Below are 15,181 nucleotides of genomic sequence, written 5' to 3'. Positions count from 1 at the left end.
CCAGATGACGGAGAACGCATTCGTGGACCAGTTGCACACGCTGACCCTGCGCACGCCCTATCTGCTGTTCCTCGGCGAGGAAACCAATCCGCTGAAGGCCAAAACCGCGCTGGGTCTGCGCGACTGGGCGCCGGCCCATTGCCTGGGCCAGACGCGCATGCCCGGAGGCAGCGTGGACCTGGGCCTGCCCGAACTGGCGCCGGTCGCGGCCGCTGCGGCTGGCGCCCGCTCGCTGCTGATCGGCGTCACCCCCGTGGGCGGGCGCATCCCCGCGCACTGGGCGCCGGTGCTGGTCGCCGCGGCGGAGGCGGGCCTGGACATCGTCAGCGGGCTCCACACGCCGCTGGAATCAGTGCCGGGCCTAGCGCAGGCCGCCGCCTCGGCGGGCGTCAGGCTGGTGGACGTGCGCCGCCCGCCCGACAACCTGCCGCGCGCCACCGGCAAGCGCCGCAGCGGCAAGCGCGCGGCGATGGTCGGCACCGACTGCGCGCTGGGCAAGAAATACACCGCACTGGCGCTGGCCAGGGCGATGCGCGGGGAGGGGATCGACGCCGATTTCCGCGCCACCGGGCAGACCGGGATCATGATCGTGGGCGCCGGCATCGCGGTCGACGCGGTCATCGCCGACTTCATCGCCGGTGCGGCCGAGTGCATCTCGCCCGCGGCCGCGCCCGACCATTGGGACCTGATCGAAGGCCAGGGCTCGCTGTTCCATCCCGCCTATGCCGGGGTCACCCTGGGCCTGCTGCATGGCTCGCAGCCGGATGCGCTGATCCTCTGCCACGATCCGTCGCGCACGCACATCGTCAGCTGGCCGGATTATCCGCTGCCGGGCCTGGAGGAGGCCCGCGATCTGTACCTGCGCATGGCGCGGATGACCAATCCCGGCGCCCGCCTCGCCGGGGTCAGCCTGAACACCTCCGCCCTGGACGATGCGGCGGCGCAGGAAGCGCTGGTGCAGGCCGAACGGGCGCTTGGCGTGCCGGCGTTCGACCCGATGCGCACGCCGTTGGAGCGTGCGGTGGCGGCGCTGCTGGATTGATGCGCCGCGAAAGGAAGAGCCCATGACGCGCAAGCTGCAGATCAGGCCGCACGCCTGGAAACTGAAGGAACCCTTTGCCATCGCCCGCGGCGTGCGCAGCGAGGCGAGGGTGATCATGGTCGAGTTGCAGCAGGCTGGCAGTGTCGGCCGCGGCGAGGCCTGTGGCGTGCCCTACCACGGCGAAACCCCGGAGACGATGGCGGCGCAGATCGAGCAGGTGCGCGCGGCTATCGAAGCCGGCTGCGACCGCCAGCAGCTGCTGCACCTGTTGCCCGCCGGCGGTGCGCGGCACGCCGTGGATGCGGCGTTGTGGGATCTGGAAGCCAAGCGCACCGGCGTGCCTGTCTGGCAGCGCGCGGGTGCGCCCGGCTGGCAGCCGGTCGACAGCGCGGTGACCATCGGCATCCGCGGCATCGCCGACTACGAGGCGGCGGCGCGCGAACGCGCGGGCTTCTCCTGGATCAAGGTGAAGGTCGGGCCTGGATCTCCGCGCGAAGCCGTGGCTGCGGTGCGGCGCGGCGCGCCGGATGCGCACCTGATCGTCGATGCCAACCAGTCGTGGACGCTGGACGAGCTGCGCGACTACGCCCTGCAGCTGCGGCCCTTCGCGGTGGATCTGCTGGAACAGCCGCTGGCCGCCGGCTCCGACGCGGGCCTGTGCGACTACACCTGCCCGATCCCACTGTGCGCCGACGAGTCGCTTTCCACCGCGGACGACCTGCCGCGGCTGGTGGGGCGCTACCAGTTCGTCAATATCAAGCTGGACAAGGTGGGCGGCCTGACCGCGGCGCTGCAGCTGGCGTCGGCGGCGCGCGCCTCCGGGTTCCGCCTGATGGTGGGCTGCATGCTGGGCGGCTCGATTTCGGTCGCGCCGGGCATGGTCCTGGCGCAGCAGTGCGAGGTCTGCGATCTGGACGGACCATGGCTGCAGGCGGAAGACTGGCCGGGCGGGATCGTCTACCGCCAGGGGCGCATGTCGCTGCCGGCACCTGCGCTCTGGGGTTGAGGCCGCGCTGGATCCCGTGTTCGCAGGGCGTCTGGGCGCGCTGCGGGCGGCTGACACGACCGCGGCGGTTCCGCTAGGCTGGCGACCGACGCCACCCGGCGCAGCCAGGAGCCACGCATGAGCGGACGTCAGCGCCAGTTGAGCATGGGGTTCCTTGCCGAGCCATCGGACGTGAATTTCGGCGGCAAGGTGCACGGCGGGCAGGTGATGCGCTGGATCGACCAGGCCGGCTATGCCGCGGCGGTCGGTTGGAGCGGGCACTACAGCGTCACCGTGGCGGTGGGCGGGATCCGCTTCGTGGCACCGATCCGGATCGGCGATCTGGTCGCGGTGCAGGCCACGCTGATCCATACCGGGACCACTTCCATGCACTTCGCGGTGGACGTGCGTGCGCGCGATCCGCGCGCCGACGAGGCCGACGCGCGCCTGTGCACCCACTGCGTGATCGTGTTCGTGGCGCTGGATGCCCCGGAAGGCGCGCCGGTGCCGGTGCCGGCGTGGCAGCCGCGCAGCGAGGAGGACCGAAAGCTGGCCGAGTACGCGCAACAGGTGATGGCGCTGGGTCGCGACGTGGAGCAGGCGGTGTCGCGCTACCGGCAGGCGGCCGCCGACACCCGCAAACAGTGACGCCGCCCGCAGGCGGCGTCATCGGTGTGGCCCAGGGCCTGCCGGCTCAGCTGCCGGTGGCCAGGCGCCGCGCCTCGAGATACTTCTGCGCCCAATAGCCGCTGGTCAGGCTGGAGACGGTGACGTCGCGGCCGGTGCGCGGTGCGTGCACGAACTTGCCTTCGCCGACATAGATGCCGACGTGGTCGATGTGGCCGCGCTTGCCGAAGAACACCAGGTCGCCCTCGGCCAGCGCGTCGCGGCTTGCCACCTTGGTGCCTTCATCGGCCATCGCGCGCGACACGCGCGGCAGGTCGATGCCGATGGTGCGGAACACGTAGCCGACCAGGCCGCTGCAGTCGAATCCGCTTTCCGGCGAGCTGCCGCCCCAGCGGTAGGGCGTACCGAGCAGGGAGATAGCGCGCTGCAGCACGGTCTTGACCAGCGACGGGCTGGTAGGCGCGTCCTTGGCCTTCTGCAGGATGGCGAGCTGTGCGGACAGCGGCGCGGTATCGGGGGTGGCGATGGCCGCCGGGGCGGGCAGGGCCAGCACGCTGGCCGCCGCCGATGGCGCGGTCTGCGACACGGGGTCAGCCTTGGAAATCGCGGGATTCATCGCCAGTGCCGGCAGGCTGCCCGCCGCGAGGGCGAGGGCAAGGGCCAGTCGGAGCACGCGACGGAAACGCGGTGCGGAATGGCCGTGGGGCAGGTTCGCTGTCTTCACGCGGTCATCACGAGGCAAAAACAGGGGCGACTATGCCTGCGAAGACGGGTCGGGAAGTTCAGAAACTGTTAGCTGGAGCAAGATGAATAGGCAGGAATTCACATATCCATCATCGGGATGCGAGCTTTCGTGACGGGCTTCACGTTTCACTTCAGCAGCCGTCTCGCCCCGGAGTAATGGTCGATCCACCAGTGTCCGTCGAGGGAATCAAGCCGGACCGTACCGCCGCTGCTGGGCGCATGGACGAAGCGGCCTTGGCCTACGTAGATGCCGACGTGGCTGACCTGGCCGGCGCTGCCGAAGAACACCAGGTCGCCGCCTGCCAGCCGCTCCGGCCGGATGCGTGGGCCCTGCAGGGCCGCCAGTTCGCGGGTGGTGCGCGGCAGGCGCAGGTCCAGCATGTCGCGGAATACGTAGCCGACCAGGCCGCTGCAGTCGAAGCCCCCTTCGGGGGTGTTGCCGCCGTAGCGATAGGGCGTGCCGACCAGGCTGATGGCGCGCATCAGCACCGCGTTGGCCTTGGCCGGGTCGGCCGGCGCCACGATCGGCCAGTCGCGGGCGACCGGGCGTGGCGGCGGGTCGCGGGTGGCTTTGCCGCCGCCGCAGCCGGCCAGCGCGGCGGCCAGCAGCAGGCCCGGCAATGGCGCAAGCGCGGCGCAGCGTCGATAATGCGCGCCCGGTCGCTGGATGCAGTCGGCTGGTTCCATCCCGCGCAGTGTTGCCGCAACCGCATGCGGCGGCAAGCGCCCAACCGATTGGCAGGCACATCATGAAGATCGAAAAAGACCGCGTTGTCCGTTTCCACTACGCCGTGGCCGAGGCCGGCAAGGAGCAGCTGGAGAGCTCCAAGGCCGTGGGCGAGCCGCTGGCCATCCTGTTCGGCCGCGGGCAGATCATCCCCGGCCTGGAAAAGGCGATGGACGGCCATGAAGCCGGCGACAGCTTCAAGGCCGCGGTCACCGCCAGCGAGGCCTATGGCGAGCGCCGCGACGGGCTGACCCAGCGCATTCCCAAGAAGCATTTCGGCGACCAGAAGCTCGCCCCGGGCATGCAGGTGGTCTTGAACACCAACTTCGGCCCGCGCGCGGTGACCATCGAGAAGGTGGGCATGAGCGTGGTCGACGTGGACCTGAACCACCCGATGGCGGGCAAGGACCTGGAATTCGACATCGAGATCGTCGAAGTGCGCGAGGCCAGCGAGGAAGAGATCGCCCACGGCCACGTGCACGGCGAGGGCGGCCACGCGCATTGATCCATGCTGCGCATGAATCAATCCCAAGATTTGCTACGCAAACCTTGGGCCCCGCTGTTCGCTGCCAGACCCCCATTCGTGCCTGCGGCACGAATCGCCCCCTGACTCAGGGGGCTGGGTAACAGCTGCATCGCAACGGCCCGCCCTCGCGGGCCGTTCGCGTTCCCGGGGCCGGCATGCCGTCACTCCGTTGCTGGCGGGCGGCGACGGGCTGTCCCGGCGGCGCCCACGCCCTGATAATGGGCGTTCTTTCCCAGCGGACGCCGGACATCGTGAGCGCAGCCATCGCCGAAGAATCCATCGATTGCCTCGTGGTCGGAGCCGGCGTGTCCGGGCTTGCCACCGCGCTGGCGCTGCTCGACGATGGGCGTGAAGTGACGGTGATCGATGCCGGCAAGGTCGGCGCCGGCGCCTCGCACGGCAACTGCGGCACGCTCACCCCCAGCCACGCGCCGCCGCTGGCGGGCCCAAGCACGCTGCTGCGTGCCGCGCGCTGGATGTTCACCCCCGACGCGCCGCTGTACATCAAGCCCACCCTGAATCCCGACACCCTGCGCTGGATGCTGGGTTTCATGCAGCGCTGCAACCACCGCGACTACGTGGCCAGCGCCCGCGCCAAGTACACCCTGCTGTCGGATTCGCGCCAGCGCATCCAGCAGTGGGTGGAACGCTACGCGCTGGACTGCGAGTTCGCCGAAACCGGCGAGGACTACGTGTTCAAAACCCGCCGCGACTTGGACCGCGAACTGGGCGACGTGCCGCTGCTGAACGAGCTGGGCGTGGATGTGGAAGTCGTCGAGGGCAGCGACTACGAAGCGCGCGATCCCGCCTTCAAGCCCGGCCTGGCCGGCGCCATGTGCTTCCGCGGCGATGCCGCGCTGCGCCCGGACCGCTACGTGGCCGAGCTGGCCCGCGTCGTGCGCGCGCGCGGCGGGCGGATCATCGAGCATTGCGCATTGCAGTCGCTGGCGTCCGGCGCGCAGGGCGTGCTGGCCACCACCGCGCAGGGCCAGTTGCGCGCGCGCGACGTGATCCTGGCGACTGGTGCATGGTCGCCGCAGATCGCCTCGGAGGTCGGCCTGCCTTGGCTGCGCAAGACCATCCAGCCGGGCAAGGGCTATTCGATCACCTACAGCTCGCCGCCGCTGGCGCCGAAGCGTCCGGTCATCCTCTACGAGCCGTCGGTCTGCGTGACCGCCTGGGGCAGCGGCTACCGGCTGGGCAGCACGATGGAATTCACCGGCTTCGATGACAGCCTCAACGAGAAGCGCCTGGGTGCGCTGGAGCGTGGCGCGGCGCAGTTCCTGCACCATCCGGTCGGCCCGGAAGTGCGCGAGAAGTGGTGTGGATGGCGGCCGATGAGCCGCGATGACATCCCGCTGATCGGGCGGGCGCCCGGCCATCCGCACCTGTGGATGGCTGTCGGCCACGGCATGATGGGGGTGAGCATGAGTGCCAGCACCGGCCAGCTGCTGGCCGACATGATCGCCGGCCGCACGCCCTGCGTGAACCCGGAGCCGTTCGATCCGGCGCGGTTCGCCTGAGTACGGCGCTCGCGCCCGCCCGGGGCGCCGGTAGCCTGTCGGCCGCGGCCGGTGCACTATCGATGCGCCGGCCGGGGATCGGCGCAGGAGACGGATGAGATGACCACGAGCAAGGCCCGCGCTGACTTCCGCATGCAGCTGCTGGGACTGGCGATCCTCGCCGCCGCGGCCTGGCTGGTCTACTGGCTGCTGGGCAGGCTGTTCCCGTCCGAGTTGCAGGCCAGCGCCGACTGGCTGGCCGCGCGCTTCCACGGCGTGGTGCGCTGGGTTTCCGGCTGGTTCGCCTAGACCGGTGCGCCGGCGGCTGCCATGGACATCATGGTGCAGCAGGCGCCACGGCCGGTGGCCGCGGGTCGTCGGCTCAGACTTCCAGCGTGGCCAGGTCGCCCTTTTGCTCCAGCCATGCCTTCCGGTCGGAGGCGCGCTTCTTCGCCAACAGCATGTCCATCAGCGAGCGGGTGGCGGTGTCGTCGTCGACGGTGAGCTGCACCAGCCGGCGGGTGTCCACGTGCATGGTGGATTCGCGCAGCTGCTGCGGGTTCATCTCGCCCAGGCCCTTGAAGCGGGTGACGTGGACCTGGCCCTTGAGCTTCTCGCGCTGGATCTTCTCCAGCAGCAGGCGCTTTTCTTCCTCGTCCAGCGCGTAGAACACCTGCTTGCCCACGTCCACGCGGAACAGCGGCGGCATCGCCACGAACACGTGGCCGGCGGCGACCAGCGCGGGGAAATGCCGGAGGAACAGCGCGGTGAGCAGGGTGGCGATGTGCAGGCCGTCGCTGTCGGCGTCGGCCAGGATCACGATCTTGCCGTAGCGCAGTCCGTCGATCTCGTCCTTGCCGGGATCGCAACCGATGGCGACCGCCAGGTCATGGACTTCCTGCGAACCCAGCACCTGCCCGGAGGCGACTTCCCAGGTGTTCAGGATCTTGCCGCGCAGCGGCAGGATGGCCTGGAAATCCTTGTCGCGCGCCTGCTTGGCGCTGCCGCCGGCGGAGTCGCCCTCGACCAGGAACAGCTCGGTGCGCGACAGGTCCTGCGAAATGCAGTCGGCAAGCTTGCCGGGCAGGGCCGGGCCCTGGGTGACCTTCTTGCGGACGATCTGCTTTTCGGTCTTCAGTCGCGCCGAGGCGCGTTCGATGGCCAGCTGCGCGATCTTCTCGCCGAACTCGGTGTGGGCGTTGAGCCACAGGCTGAAGGCGTCGTGCGCGGCGCCCTCGACGAAACCCGCGGCCTGGCGCGATGACAACCGCTCCTTGGTCTGGCCGGAAAACTGCGGGTCGGTCATCTTCAGCGACAGCACGAAGGCGACCCGGTCCCATACGTCTTCCGGCGCCAGCTTGACGCCGCGCGGCAGCAGGTTGCGGAAGTCGCAGAACTCGCGCAGCGCATCGGTGAAGCCGCTGCGCAGGCCGTTGACGTGGGTGCCGTGCTGGGCTGTGGGAATCAGGTTGACGTAGCTTTCCTGCACCAGGTCGCCTTCCGGCAGCCAGGCCACCGCCCAGTCCACCACCTCGGTGTCCTTCTTCAGGCTGCCCACGAACAGCTCCGGCGGCAGCAGTTCCCGGCCGTCCAGTTCGCCCTTCAGGTAGTCGCGCAGGCCGTCCTCGAAATACCACTGCACGCGCTCGCCACTGGCCTCGTCGAACAGCGAGACGGTCAGGCCCGGGCACAGCACGGCCTTGGCGCGCAGCAGGTGCTTGAGCGCGCGCAGGTTGAACTTCGGCGTGTCGAAGTATTTAGGGTCCGGCCAAAAGCGAACGCGGGTGCCGGTGTTCTTCCTGCCCACGCTGCCGACCACCGACAGCGCCGAGATGCGATCGCCGTCGGCGAAGGCCATGTGGTACTCGCTGCCGTCGCGCTTGATGAACACGTCGACCTTGGTCGAGAGCGCGTTGACCACGCTCACGCCCACGCCGTGCAGGCCGCCGCTGAAGGTGTAGTTCTTGTTGCTGAACTTGCCGCCCGCGTGCAGGCGGGTGAGGATCAGCTCGACGCCGGGGATCTTCTCCTCCGGATGGATGTCCACCGGCATGCCGCGGCCATCGTCGGCCACTTCGCAGCTGCCGTCGGCATGCAGGGTCACCTCGATGCCGCGCGCGTGCCCGGCCAGTGCCTCGTCCACCGCGTTGTCGATGACTTCCTGCGCCAGGTGGTTCGGGCGGCTGGTGTCGGTGTACATGCCGGGCCGGCGCTTGACCGGGTCCAGGCCGGAGAGGACTTCGATGTCGGCGGCGTTGTAGCGGGTGTTCATGCGGGCGTACTGCGGGGGGACGGCGCAGGATGGTCGCCCCGCCTGCCGCGGTCAAGGTTGAACGCCGTCACGAACCGTGCCACGCCGTGTGCGGCTTTGCGCCAGATCAACACCGGCCGTGCGTGCCGGGCCGATCATGCCGTGCAACCCCCATGGAGAGCGGCCGGCGATGTCCGACCAGTACGAAGACCTGCAGCAGAGCTACGGCCGCTGCCTGCGTGACAAGCGCTTCATCGAACGCTTCTATGAGGTGTTCATGGCCAGCCATCCGGCCATCGCACCGATGTTCGCCGACACCGACTTCAGCAAGCAGCGGATGGCGCTGCGGCGCGGAATCAGCGTGGCGATCCTGCATGCCGCCGGCAGCGGGCTGTCGCGGCGGACCACCGAGCAGATGGCCGACGTGCACGCCTGCCAGGGGCGCGCCCCGGTCGATCCGGTGCTGTATCCGTACTGGATCGACAGCCTGCTGCAGGTGATCGGCGAAACCGACGAGGAGGCCACGCCGGCGCTGATGGCGCGCTGGCACACCGCGATGGGCGTGGTCTGCGACACCTTCACCCGCCGCTATCCGGCTGCGTGAGCCTTGCCGCGCCGGCCATCCGCCGGCGCGGCGCCATCGCCTACAATCGCCGCGGGGTCGCCGGACGGGTCGATCCTTCCCGAAGGCAGGCGACGGCGACAGGTGCATGGGCAACAGGGCGGTGGATGAGGCGGGCGCAACCGCACCGGCAGCGACGACGCGGCTGCTTGCCGCCGACGTGGGCGGCACCTATGCACGGGTGGGTCTGGTTGATCCGGACGGCAGCGGTTTCACCGTTGGTTTCCACCGCCGCTACGAATGCGCGGCCTTCCCCAGCCTGGCCGCGGTCTTGCGCCATTTCCACGACGAGGCCGTCGAGGCCGGCGAAGCCGCGTTCCCGGACGCCTGCGTCGTGGCGATTGCCGGCGTGCTGCAGGGCGATCACCTGCTCAACGGCAACCTAGCGTGGCCGGTGTCGCTGTCTGCGACACGTGGCGACGCCGGCATCGGCCACCTGCACCTGATCAATGATTTCGAGGCGCTGGCCTGGGCGCTGCCGCGGATTCCGCTTGCGCAGTTCCAGCCACTCGGCGCGGCAGGTGGGCTGCCGCTGCCGGTGCTGTTGCTGGGTCCGGGGACCGGGCTTGGCGCCGCGCTGCTGGTCGACCAGAACGGCCGGCTCGCCGTCCAGCCCAGCGAAGCGGGACAGGCCGCGCTTGCCGCCGGCACGCCGCTGGAGCTGGATGTGGTGCGGATGCTGCAGGCGCGTTTTGGTCATGTGGCCAACGAGCGGGTGTTCTCCGGCCCCGGGCTGGTGAACCTGTACCAGTCGCTGTGCGCGCTGCGCGGGGTGCCGCCGCGCTGGAATGCGCCCGCGGAACTGGTGGCGGCGGCGGACCACGGGGATGACCCGCTGGCGGTCGAGTGCATCACGCTCTTCTGCGGATGGCTGGGCAGCTTCGCCGGCGACCTGGCGCTGGCCTTCCGGGCCGGTTCGGTCTGCCTGGCCGGGGGCCTGACCGGGCATCTACAGCGGCACCTGGGTCAGGGTGACTTCATGCGGCGTTTCGTCGACAAGGGCGTGCTGTCCGACAGCCTGCGCCAGCTGCCGGTGCACGCGCTGGAGCACGGTGACCTGGGCCTGATCGGCGCTGCGGCCTGGCACGCGGCACAGCCGCGCGACTGAGCGGCGGCCGCAGTCGCCACTCGGTGGCGGCACCGGTCGCGGTGGTGGCCCCATTGCCGGATTTCCCGGAAAGCGGCTTTCCGTATCAGGATCAATGGTTTATGTCCGGGGTGCGGGGCGGCGGCCATGTACGCCGGCGCGTCTAGCCGCTAGAATGCGGGTTTCCAGCGCCGCGCTGCCGCCATGACTTCCCCTGCTACCCATACGCCCCTCCTCTTCGTGACCGGGGGCGTGGTGTCCTCGCTCGGCAAAGGCATTTCCGCCGCCTCGCTTGCAGCGATCCTCGAAGCCCGTGGCCTGAAGGTCACGATGATGAAGCTGGATCCGTACCTCAACGTCGACCCGGGCACGATGAGCCCGTTCCAGCACGGCGAGGTCTACGTCACCGACGACGGCGCCGAGACCGACCTCGACCTCGGCCACTACGAACGCTTCGTCAACACCCGCCTGTCCGGCCTGAATTCGATCACCACCGGCAAGATCTACGACGCCGTGATCCGCAAGGAGCGCCGCGGCGACTACCTCGGCGGCACCGTGCAGGTGATCCCGCACGTCACCGACCAGATCAAGCACTGCATCGACGCCGCCACCGCGGGTTTCGACGTCGGTATCGTCGAGATCGGCGGCACCGTCGGCGACATCGAGTCGCTGCCGTTCCTCGAGGCGATCCGCCAGCTGCGGATCGAGCGCGGCGCCGACAAGGCGATGTTCATGCACCTCACCCTGGTGCCGTACATCGCCGCCGCCGGCGAGCTGAAGACCAAGCCCACCCAGCATTCGGTGAAGGAGCTGCGCGGCATCGGCATCCAGCCCGACGTGCTGATGTGCCGCAGCGAGAAGCCGCTGCCGGACGGCGAGCGCCGCAAGATCGCGCTGTTCACCAACGTACCGGAAAAGGCGGTGGTGTCCGCCATCGACCTGGACAACATCCACAAGATCCCGCGCTGGCTGCACGCGCAGGGCCTGGACCAGCTGGTGGTGGAGCAGCTGCGCCTGGACGGCAAGGCCCGCGCGGCGGACCTGTCGGAATGGGACGCGGTGGTCGATGCCGCCGAGCATCCGGACGGCGAGGTGACGATCGCGGTGGTCGGCAAGTACATCGACCACAAGGACGCCTACAAGTCGGTGGGCGAGGCGCTCAAGCACGGCGGCATCCGCCAGCGCACCCGCGTGAACCTGAAGTGGCTGGAGGCCGGCGACATCGAGCGCGAGGGCGCTGCCGCGCTGCTGGCCGACGTCGACGGCGTGCTGGTGCCGGGCGGGTTCGGCGACCGCGGCTTCGAGGGCAAGGTGCTGACCTCGCAGTACGCCCGTGCCACCGGGCTGCCGTACTTCGGCATCTGCTACGGCATGCAGGCGGCGGTGGTGGACATGGCCCGCCACGAAGCCGGCCTGGCCGGGGCCAACAGCACCGAGAACGACCGCAACGCCGCCCACCCGGTGATCGGCCTGATCACCGAGTGGCGCACCCAGAGCGGCGAGGTCGAGCGTCGCAGCGAGGAATCGGACCTCGGCGGCACCATGCGTCTGGGCCTGCAGGAGCAGCGGGTCAAGCCGGGGACGCTGGCGCACGCGCTGTACGGCAAGGACGTGGTGGGCGAGCGCCACCGCCACCGCTACGAGTTCAACAACCGCTACCGCACCCAGCTGGAGGACGCCGGGCTGGTGATCTCCGCCAAGTCGATGGACGACCTGCTGGTGGAAATGGTGGAACTGCCACAATCCGTCCATCCGTGGTTCCTGGCCTGCCAGGCACACCCCGAATTCCTGTCCACGCCGCGCAGCGGGCATCCGCTGTTCATCGGCTTCATCCGCGCCGCCCGCGAACGCAGGGCGGCCCAGCAGAAGTGAGTGCATCCATGGATCTTTGCGGCTTCAAGGTCGGGCTGGATCAGCCGCTGTTCCTGATCGCCGGCCCCTGCGTGGTGGAAAGCGAGCAGTTGCAGATCGACGTGGCAGGACAGTTGAAGGAGATCACCAGCAAGCTCGGGATCAACTTCATCTTCAAGTCCAGCTTCGACAAGGCCAACCGCACCTCCATCGGCAGCTTCCGCGGCCCCGGCATGGAGGAGGGCCTGCGCGTGCTGGCCGAGGTCAAGCGCCAGCTGGGCGTGCCGCTGCTCACCGACGTGCACGAGTACACGCCGATGGACGAAGTGGCTTCCGTCGTCGACGTGCTGCAGACGCCGGCCTTCCTGGTGCGGCAGACCGATTTCATCACCAAGGTCTGCGCTACCGGCAAGCCGGTCAACATCAAGAAGGGCCAGTTCCTGTCGCCGTGGGACATGAAGCCGGTGGTGGAGAAGGCCAAGTCCACCGGCAACCAGCAGATCATGGTCTGCGAGCGCGGCGCCAGCTTCGGCTACAACAACCTGGTCAGCGACATGCGCAGCCTCGCGGTGATGCGCGACACCGGCTGTCCGGTGGTGTTCGACGCCACCCATTCGGTGCAGCTGCCCGGCGGGCAGGGCGCAAGCTCCGGCGGCCAGCGCGAGTTCGTGCCGGTGCTGGCGCGCGCCGCCGTTGCCGTGGGTGTGTCGGGCGTGTTCATGGAAACCCATCCCGATCCGAGCAAGGCGCTGTCCGACGGCCCCAATGCCTGGCCGCTGGGCAAGATGGAGGCGCTGCTGGAAACCCTGCTGGAACTGGACGCCGTGACCAAGCGCGGCGGCTTCCTCGAATCCTCCCTCTGATTCCCCGAGACGATTTCCCACGATGACCACGATCACCAGGATCCACGCCCGCGAAATCCTCGACAGCCGCGGCAACCCCACCCTTGAAGCCGAAGTGACCCTGGCCGACGGTTCGTTCGGTCGCGCGGCGGTGCCGTCCGGTGCCTCCACCGGCAGCAAGGAGGCGGTGGAGCTGCGCGACGGCGACAAGACCCGCTACCTCGGCAAGGGCGTTTCGAGGGCCGTGGGCAACGTCAACGGCGTGATCGCCGATGCGCTGCAGGGCGTCGATGCCGCCGACCAGGCCGGCCTGGACAGGCGCCTGATCGACCTCGACGGCACCGAGAACAAGGGCCGGCTGGGCGCGAACGCGCTGCTGGGCGTGTCGATGGCGGCCGCGCACGCGATGGCGGCCTCGAAGAAGCTGGCGCTGTGGCAGTACCTTGCCGGCCTGACCGGCGCCGCGCCAGTGCTGCCGGTGCCGATGATGAACATCATCAACGGCGGCGCGCACGCCGACAACAACGTGGACCTGCAGGAGTTCATGGTCCTGCCGGTGGGCTTCGATTCCTTCAGCGAAGCGCTGCGCAGCGGCACTGAGATCTTCCACGCGCTGAAGTCGGTGCTGAAGGCGCGCGGCCTGTCCACCGCGGTGGGCGACGAGGGCGGCTTCGCCCCCGACCTGCGCAGCAACGAGGAAGCGCTGGAAACCATCCTTGAGGCCATCGGCAAGGCCGGCTACAAGGCCGGCGAGGACGTGCTGCTGGGCCTGGACGTGGCGTCCACCGAATTCTTCGAGAACGGCAAGTACAACCTCACCGGCGAGGGCAAGCGCCTGACCTCGGAGCAGTTCGTCGACTTCCTCGCCAACTGGTGCGCGCAGTACCCCATCGTCACCATCGAGGACGGCATGGCCGAGGACGACTGGGACGGCTGGAAGCTGCTGACCGACCGCCTCGGCGGCAAGGTGCAGCTGGTCGGCGATGACCTGTTCGTCACCAATCCGCGCATCTTCAAGGACGGCATCAGTCGCGGCGTGGCCAACGCCATCCTGATCAAGGTGAACCAGATCGGCACCCTCAGCGAGACGCTGGAAGCCATCGCGATGGCCGACGCGGCGAAGTACGCGGCGATCGTCTCGCACCGCTCCGGCGAAACCGAGGACACCACGATTGCCGACATTGCGGTGGCCACCACCGCCACCCAGATCAAGACCGGCTCGCTGTGCCGCAGCGATCGCGTGGCCAAGTACAACCAGCTGCTGCGCATCGAACAGCAGCTGGGTGCGGCCGCGCGCTACGCCGGCCGCGACGCCTTCGTCTCGCTGAAGCGCTGAGCCGGTCGCCCTGGTGACGTCGATGCGCGTGCTGCTGCTGATCCTGGCGCTGCTGCTGGCGGCGCTGCAGGCCAAGCTCTGGTACGGCAGCGGCGGCCAGCGCGAGGTGGCCGCACTGAAGGTGCAGGTCGCGACGCAGACGGCCGAGAACCGCAAGCTGCAGGCGCGCAACGATGCGCTGGCCGCGGAAGTCGCCGACCTCAAGGCCGGCGGCGAAGCGGTGGAAGAACGCGCGCGCAGCGAGCTGGGCATGGTCAAGCCGGGCGAAACCTTCTACCGGGTGATCGACGGCGCGCAGGCCGCGCCCGCATCCGGCGCGCCGGCGGGCGAGGCCGCACCGCAGCCATGAGCTGGGCGCTGATGCCCGCCGCCGGCAGCGGACGCCGCTTCGGCGGCGAGGTGCCGAAGCAGTACCTGCCTGCCGCCGGCAAGCCGTTGATCGCGCATGCGCTGGAGGCGCTGCTGGCGCATCCGCGTGTCGATGGCGCGGTGGTGGCGCTGGCCGCGGACGATCCGCACTGGCCGGGCTGGACCAGCATGCATGGCAAGCCGGTGATTGCCTGCGTGGGCGGCGTTGAACGCGCCGACTCGGTGCTGGCCGCGCTGCGCGCGTTGCCGGAAGGTGTGGCCGAAGACGCGCTGCTGCTGGTGCATGACGCCGCGCGGCCCAATCTGCGCGCGGACGACATCGGCAGGCTGATCGACGCTGCGACGGCCTGCGCCGACGGCGCCATCCTCGCCGCGCCGGTCCGCGACACCCTCAAGCGCAGCAGTGTCGACGTTCGCATCGAGGCCACCGAGCCGCGTGAGCGCCTGTGGCGCGCGCTGACGCCGCAGGCGTTCCGCCGCGACCTGCTGCGGCGCGCGCTGGAAACGGCGCAGGCCGATGGCGTGGTGGTGACCGACGAGGCAATGGCGGTCGAGCGGCTGGGCCTGCATCCTGCGCTGGTCGAAGGCCGCGAGGATAATCTGAAGGTGACCACGCCGGCGGATTTGGCGCTGGTCGAATTTTTGCTGGCAAGAGCCCCGTAGGAGCGCA

At 69.5% G+C, this 15,181-nt stretch carries 16 protein-coding genes; 13 read left to right on the top strand and 3 right to left on the bottom strand.

Going from position 1 to position 15,181, the window contains the following annotated elements:
- The first annotated feature begins 4 nt into the window (after positions 1-4).
- The 3 genes from ICG51_RS03545 to ICG51_RS03535 all read left to right on the top strand — a co-directional run bounded on the left by ICG51_RS03545 (position 5) and on the right by ICG51_RS03535 (position 2,675).
- Complete coding sequence (locus ICG51_RS03545) at positions 5-1,042, top strand: DUF1611 domain-containing protein (RefSeq protein WP_190281677.1); 1,038 nt, start codon at positions 5-7, stop codon at positions 1,040-1,042.
- A 22-nt stretch (positions 1,043-1,064) separates the two neighbouring features.
- A complete protein-coding gene (gene dgcA, locus ICG51_RS03540; RefSeq protein WP_190281676.1) occupies positions 1,065-2,048 on the top strand; it encodes an N-acetyl-D-Glu racemase DgcA in 984 nt (327 codons plus the stop codon).
- A gap of 117 nt (positions 2,049-2,165) precedes the next feature.
- Positions 2,166-2,675 carry an acyl-CoA thioesterase gene (locus ICG51_RS03535; RefSeq protein WP_190281675.1) on the top strand — a complete coding sequence of 170 codons (510 nt, stop codon included), beginning with the start codon at positions 2,166-2,168 and terminating at the stop codon, positions 2,673-2,675.
- A gap of 46 nt (positions 2,676-2,721) precedes the next feature.
- Here the strand turns inward: ICG51_RS03535 and ICG51_RS14460 are convergent, their stop codons facing one another.
- Both ICG51_RS14460 and ICG51_RS03525 read right to left on the bottom strand, forming a co-directional pair.
- Entirely contained in the window at positions 2,722-3,378 is a 657-nt protein-coding gene (locus ICG51_RS14460; RefSeq protein WP_345776114.1) for a C40 family peptidase, read from the bottom strand.
- Between the two features lie 146 nt (positions 3,379-3,524).
- Entirely contained in the window at positions 3,525-4,085 is a 561-nt protein-coding gene (locus ICG51_RS03525) for a C40 family peptidase (RefSeq protein ID WP_190281674.1), read from the bottom strand.
- Positions 4,086-4,147: 62 nt separating this feature from the next.
- On the opposite strand from ICG51_RS03525, the gene ICG51_RS03520 reads away from it, so the two are divergent.
- From ICG51_RS03520 to ICG51_RS03510, 3 genes are all read left to right on the top strand, one after another.
- Positions 4,148-4,630, top strand: coding sequence for a peptidylprolyl isomerase (locus tag ICG51_RS03520; protein ID WP_190281673.1), 483 nt, complete (start codon positions 4,148-4,150; stop codon positions 4,628-4,630).
- 284 nt (positions 4,631-4,914) lie between these two features.
- Positions 4,915-6,174, top strand: coding sequence for an FAD-dependent oxidoreductase (locus ICG51_RS03515; RefSeq protein WP_223809558.1), 1,260 nt, complete (start codon positions 4,915-4,917; stop codon positions 6,172-6,174).
- A gap of 99 nt (positions 6,175-6,273) precedes the next feature.
- Positions 6,274-6,462: a hypothetical protein gene (locus ICG51_RS03510; RefSeq protein WP_190281671.1), complete on the top strand. Its 189-nt coding sequence runs from the start codon at positions 6,274-6,276 to the stop codon at positions 6,460-6,462.
- 73 nt (positions 6,463-6,535) lie between these two features.
- Here the strand turns inward: ICG51_RS03510 and parE are convergent, their stop codons facing one another.
- On the bottom strand, positions 6,536-8,425 hold the full coding sequence (gene parE / locus ICG51_RS03505; protein WP_190281670.1) for a DNA topoisomerase IV subunit B: 1,890 nt from the start codon (positions 8,423-8,425) through the stop codon (positions 6,536-6,538).
- A 169-nt stretch (positions 8,426-8,594) separates the two neighbouring features.
- Here parE and ICG51_RS03500 point away from each other — a divergent pair, with 169 nt between their 5' ends.
- From ICG51_RS03500 to ispD, 7 genes are all read left to right on the top strand, one after another.
- Positions 8,595-9,008, top strand: coding sequence for a globin (locus ICG51_RS03500; protein ID WP_190281669.1), 414 nt, complete (start codon positions 8,595-8,597; stop codon positions 9,006-9,008).
- Positions 9,009-9,114: 106 nt separating this feature from the next.
- Positions 9,115-10,134, top strand: a complete 1,020-nt coding sequence (locus ICG51_RS03495; RefSeq protein ID WP_190281668.1) for a glucokinase — start codon at positions 9,115-9,117, stop codon at positions 10,132-10,134.
- A gap of 183 nt (positions 10,135-10,317) precedes the next feature.
- Positions 10,318-11,985, top strand: a complete 1,668-nt coding sequence (locus tag ICG51_RS03490; RefSeq protein WP_190281667.1) for a CTP synthase — start codon at positions 10,318-10,320, stop codon at positions 11,983-11,985.
- Positions 11,986-11,993: 8 nt separating this feature from the next.
- Complete coding sequence (kdsA, locus tag ICG51_RS03485; RefSeq protein ID WP_190281666.1) at positions 11,994-12,827, top strand: 3-deoxy-8-phosphooctulonate synthase; 834 nt, start codon at positions 11,994-11,996, stop codon at positions 12,825-12,827.
- A gap of 22 nt (positions 12,828-12,849) precedes the next feature.
- A complete protein-coding gene (gene eno / locus ICG51_RS03480; RefSeq protein WP_190281665.1) occupies positions 12,850-14,142 on the top strand; it encodes a phosphopyruvate hydratase in 1,293 nt (430 codons plus the stop codon).
- Positions 14,143-14,155: 13 nt separating this feature from the next.
- Entirely contained in the window at positions 14,156-14,491 is a 336-nt protein-coding gene (ftsB, locus tag ICG51_RS03475) for a cell division protein FtsB (RefSeq protein ID WP_190281664.1), read from the top strand.
- Positions 14,488-15,174 (top strand): 2-C-methyl-D-erythritol 4-phosphate cytidylyltransferase, encoded by a 687-nt coding sequence (gene ispD, locus ICG51_RS03470; protein WP_190281663.1) that lies wholly within the window; start codon positions 14,488-14,490, stop codon positions 15,172-15,174. The genes ftsB and ispD overlap by 4 nt, the downstream gene beginning before the upstream one ends.
- Positions 15,175-15,181: the final 7 nt, after the last annotated feature.

Origin of the sequence: Thermomonas sp. XSG, assembly GCF_014678725.1 — a bacterium.
GTDB lineage: Bacteria > Pseudomonadota > Gammaproteobacteria > Xanthomonadales > Xanthomonadaceae > Thermomonas.
The sequence above is the reverse complement of the archived record's forward strand: the minus strand, read 5'-3'. Positions and strand labels throughout refer to the sequence as shown.